Source organism: Lentilactobacillus sp. (assembly GCF_040773105.1).
Lineage (GTDB): Bacteria > Bacillota > Bacilli > Lactobacillales > Lactobacillaceae > Lentilactobacillus > Lentilactobacillus parabuchneri.
Map to the genome: position 1 here is coordinate 1 of NZ_JAXGWW010000178.1, position 4,223 is coordinate 4,223.

Below are 4,223 nucleotides of genomic sequence, written 5' to 3' on the forward strand. Positions count from 1 at the left end.
AGCTGCGGGGATTTTTGGGCAAGCACGCCAACACGGCCTATATGATTAAGTTTGGCCATAACGACTTCGACTTGGTCGCCCACGGCTCGAAGGATGAGTCCCTCAATGACTTCTGGAAGACACAAATGCAGGAAATGCACGATGAATGTATCGTGAAATTGACGATCCTTCACTCAGGAACAAGTGAACGGGCAAAGTTCTTAAGAGAAATGCTCACGCAGGAGTTCCCGTTTGTCCCGATTTCAATTGTGCCGACAAACCCAGAGATGACAACCTTTATTGGCAGAGAGTCGACGGGGGTAACGTATTTGTTGGGGTAGAGTGCGTAGCAAGCCGGTTAGCTTTCGAGCATTAGTGTAACAACGGGGTTTAACGCGGGACTTGCGTTGAACCCCGTTATTGGACTAAGCGGAGAAAAATAGTCTTTCATATCTTACCAGCTACCTCTTTTTCATAAACGAAATGATCAATTCATCGCTTATGCAGAAGTTGGAATCGGTGTTGCATAATTCAAAAAAACAAACTGATGGATTTTAAAATCTTGCTGGTAATATGATCCGGATGAGTCTAAGTATGAATATTTCTTCTCGATGGACCAAACCGGCGCTTTTTCCGCCTTGGTCATAACACGATTTTCCTTTGGATGACATTGCAAAGCTGATGTCACACGTCCCGAAAAAAGAAGTCTGGCACGAACTGAGTTTTTTGGAGAAGATGACATAATAATTACCAATATGACAATAAACAAAGCAACAATTAGTATGATGCGTTCAATGGCTTTCTTTAGTTTCATCTTTATCTATCTCCTATCCACATGAATCACTTGATATGAAATATTTTTTAGCCAGTGTATAGTTCCCGATCCATCCAATTTCCACAAATAAAAAGTGGCCAAGGCCCTCGTCTTAGCCACTTTTTGTTTACTTACGATTTTCGAACACTCTCCCGTTCAACCAGATGGGTCGCCACAACGACTTTTTCAGGCGTATGGACATCGCCATCAAGATTGTTATCCAGCAAATCCAAAAGTCGAACCGCCACTTCACCCATTTTGTTGGTGTACACCTTGACCGCCGTTAAGGACGGAATCACGTATTTGGCGACTGCCGTGTCATTGAAGCTGACCAGACTCACATCATCCGGAACCTTCACACCGTGTTCGTGAAGGGCTTTAAGTGCGCCGACTGCCATGGCATCATTGGACACAAACAGTGCGTTTGGAAATGATTCCCTTGACCGCTTCAATGCCTGATCAACTAAATTGTAGCTTGACTGTAATGTATAATCACCGACAAAAACGTTGGCCGGATCAAACAGTGACTTCTTTTCGAGGAAATTTTTGAAAACGTCAAAGCGGTGGTCTGTAATCTTCAACTTATGGTCATTACTGTATTCGACACCAGAAATCATACCGATTCGCTTCAAACCATTTTCAATGAAGTAATTCAACACCGACTTGGTAGAATTATCAAAATCAGTTACCACGCAGTCATGGCCCTTCGCCAAGGTATCAAAGTCAACGAAGACGACGTTATCCGTGACTTCCTGCATCTCGGCAATCTGGTCATCACTAAACTTGCCGATGGCGACGATTCCTTTAACATCATCAATAGCCGTCAATGAATCCCCGGCAAAGTAACGCTTAACCTTGTAATGGTCGCGCTCCGCCTGCTTTTCAACGCCCATTCGAATTGACAAGTAGTACAAATCGTCAAGTTCTTGTTGTTCGGTGTACCACTGGACAACGGCGATGCTGTCACGAGTGGTGCTCGACCGCTTCTTTTTGGTATAATCCAGTGCTTCGGCTGCCTGAAAAATCTTCTTGCGAGTCAGGTCACTGACGGATAATGATTTATCGTAGTTCAGCACCCGCGAAACCGTGGTGATTGAAACCCCGGCTTTACGCGCGATGTCTTTGATTGTTGCCATGATCTCACCCCTCTATGAAATAACCATGCTTTTATGTATCGAATCGTTTTAGTTAATTTACTAAAATAAATATATGTTCTTTACCCTGATATGTCAAGGATATTCCGTTATATTAAGGTTTTTGGCTAGTAAACTTATTGACGGATGACAGCTAAATTTCTATAATTGAGTTGATTTGAAATATAAGGAGGGTCATGTCGTGGACGACAAAATTGAAGCAGCTTACCAACAATGGGCCGACCAGCCTAATTTACCAGCAGATATCTTATTAGATTTAAATAAAATGAAAAATGATTCAGATAAAAAGAAAGATGCATTTGGAACGAACCTGTCATTTGGAACCGCCGGAATGCGAGGAATTCTCGGTGCCGGAACCAACCGGATGAACATTTACACCGTTCGCCAAGCCGCAGAAGGACTTGCCTCATTTATGGATACTTTGGATGACGCAACCAAAAAACGCGGGGTTGCCATCAGCTTTGATTCCCGTTACCACTCAAAAGAGTTTGCCCACGAATCCGCTAAAGTCTTGGGATATCACCACATTCCAACCTTTGTATTCGACGACATTCGCCCCACACCTGAACTGTCATTCGCTGTTCGTCATTTAAACACCTATGCCGGCATTATGATCACTGCCAGCCATAATCCAAAACAGTACAACGGCTTCAAGATTTACGGTCAAGACGGCGGTCAAATGCCACCTAAGGAATCCGACCTGATCACATCTTACATTCGTAAGAACAGCGACCTGTTCGCTATCAATGTTACGCCTGAACAGGACTTGCGTGAAGCTAAAATCATGAACTTAATTGGTGAAGCAGTTGATCAAGCCTACCTCGCCAAGGTTAAAACCGTCAACATCGACCTTGATATGATCAAAACCGTCGGTGCCAACATGAAATTCGTTTACTCCCCGCTTCACGGAACTGGAAAAGTGATTGCCCGTCGTGCCTTGGAAGAAGCAGGTTTCAAGAATTACGTCGTCGTGCCGGAACAAACCATCGCCGACCCGGAATTTCCAACAACGCCATTTCCAAATCCAGAGTTCCCACAAGCATTTGACTTGGCCCGTGAGCTTGGCAAGAAAGTTTCAGCCGACGTTTTAATTGCCTCCGATCCTGATGCTGACCGACTGGGTTGCGCGGTTCGCCAACCTGACGGCAGCTACACGCTTTTAAGTGGTAACCAAATTGCCAGTGTTCTTTTAAACTACATTTTGGCAGCCAAGAAAAAAGCTGGCGATTTACCTGCAGACGGCACAATCGTGAAATCGATTGTTTCCACCGACCTGGCGCCAAAGATTGCAGCTTCGTACGGTGTTGCCACCAACAACGTTTTGACCGGCTTTAAATTCATCGCGGAAGCCATTCACCATTACGAAACTGAGCATGACCACACCTTCTTATTTGGTTTTGAAGAAAGTTTTGGTTACCTGATCAAGCCGTTTGTACGTGATAAGGATGCGATCCAAACTGTTCTGCTGTTGGCTGAAGTTTCAGCTTACTACAAGAGCCAAGGCAAGACCTTGTACGATGGTGTTCAAGAGATGTTCCAAAAGTATGGTTACTATGCTGAAAAGACGATTGCCAAGGAATTTGATGGCCTTGACGGCAAAGACAAGATGGCCCACATCATGTCTGAATTGCGCGACAACCCACTGACTGAATTTAACGGTCATCAAGTTGTCAGCCACGCCGATTACCAGTCATCCGAATTAACCGATAAAGATGGCAAGAAATCCACGATTGACCTGCCAAAATCCAACGTTTTGAAATACTGGTTGGATGATGAAACTTGGCTGGCCGTCCGTCCTTCAGGAACTGAGCCTAAAGTGAAGTTCTACTTGGAAGTTGACGACAAGAGCCAAGATGCCGCTGACAAGAAGCTTGCCGGCTATGTAGACGCCGTTGACACAATGATTGATAAATTAATCAATAACTAAATATTCTTATTAGCTGCGGGGCCGAGACAAAGGTGAAAACTTTTGTTTCGGCCTTTTTTTGGTGCTATTACGTAGTGCAAAAGTGTTCCCCAGGGCAACAACCTGCACATAAGCCACTTTCCTTGAAAATCAAACTCGATTTCCAAGGAAACCAGCTTATGCTCCGGTTGCTGGGCGCCCTGACTCACACTCTGTTTTTTACCTACCAATCTCCCCCGACTCTGCTACAATTAACCTATGTAAGGGGGAAGAAAAATGCGATTTACAACAAAATTCATGGTCTGCAGTGGCCTGCTGCTTGGGGGATTATTTGCCGCCGCTCAGCCCGCTCACGCCACCGTTATCAAAA

Annotated in this window: 3 protein-coding genes and 1 pseudogene; 2 read left to right on the forward strand and 2 right to left on the reverse strand. The window is 44.7% G+C overall.

What is annotated here, in order from left to right; translation table 11 throughout:
* Window positions 1-320: pseudogene (locus AB3112_RS08785) on the forward strand (fatty acid-binding protein DegV); the annotation flags it as partial.
* A gap of 158 nt (window positions 321-478) precedes the next feature.
* Here AB3112_RS08785 and AB3112_RS08790 read toward each other — a convergent pair.
* Both AB3112_RS08790 and AB3112_RS08795 read right to left on the reverse strand, forming a co-directional pair.
* Window positions 479-793: a hypothetical protein gene (locus AB3112_RS08790; protein ID WP_084974220.1), complete on the reverse strand. Its 315-nt coding sequence runs from the start codon at window positions 791-793 to the stop codon at window positions 479-481.
* A 131-nt stretch (window positions 794-924) separates the two neighbouring features.
* Window positions 925-1,929, reverse strand: coding sequence for a LacI family DNA-binding transcriptional regulator (locus AB3112_RS08795; protein ID WP_084974219.1), 1,005 nt, complete (start codon window positions 1,927-1,929; stop codon window positions 925-927).
* A 199-nt stretch (window positions 1,930-2,128) separates the two neighbouring features.
* On the opposite strand from AB3112_RS08795, the gene AB3112_RS08800 reads away from it, so the two are divergent.
* Complete coding sequence (locus tag AB3112_RS08800; RefSeq protein ID WP_084974217.1) at window positions 2,129-3,874, forward strand: phospho-sugar mutase; 1,746 nt, start codon at window positions 2,129-2,131, stop codon at window positions 3,872-3,874.
* Window positions 3,875-4,223: the final 349 nt, after the last annotated feature.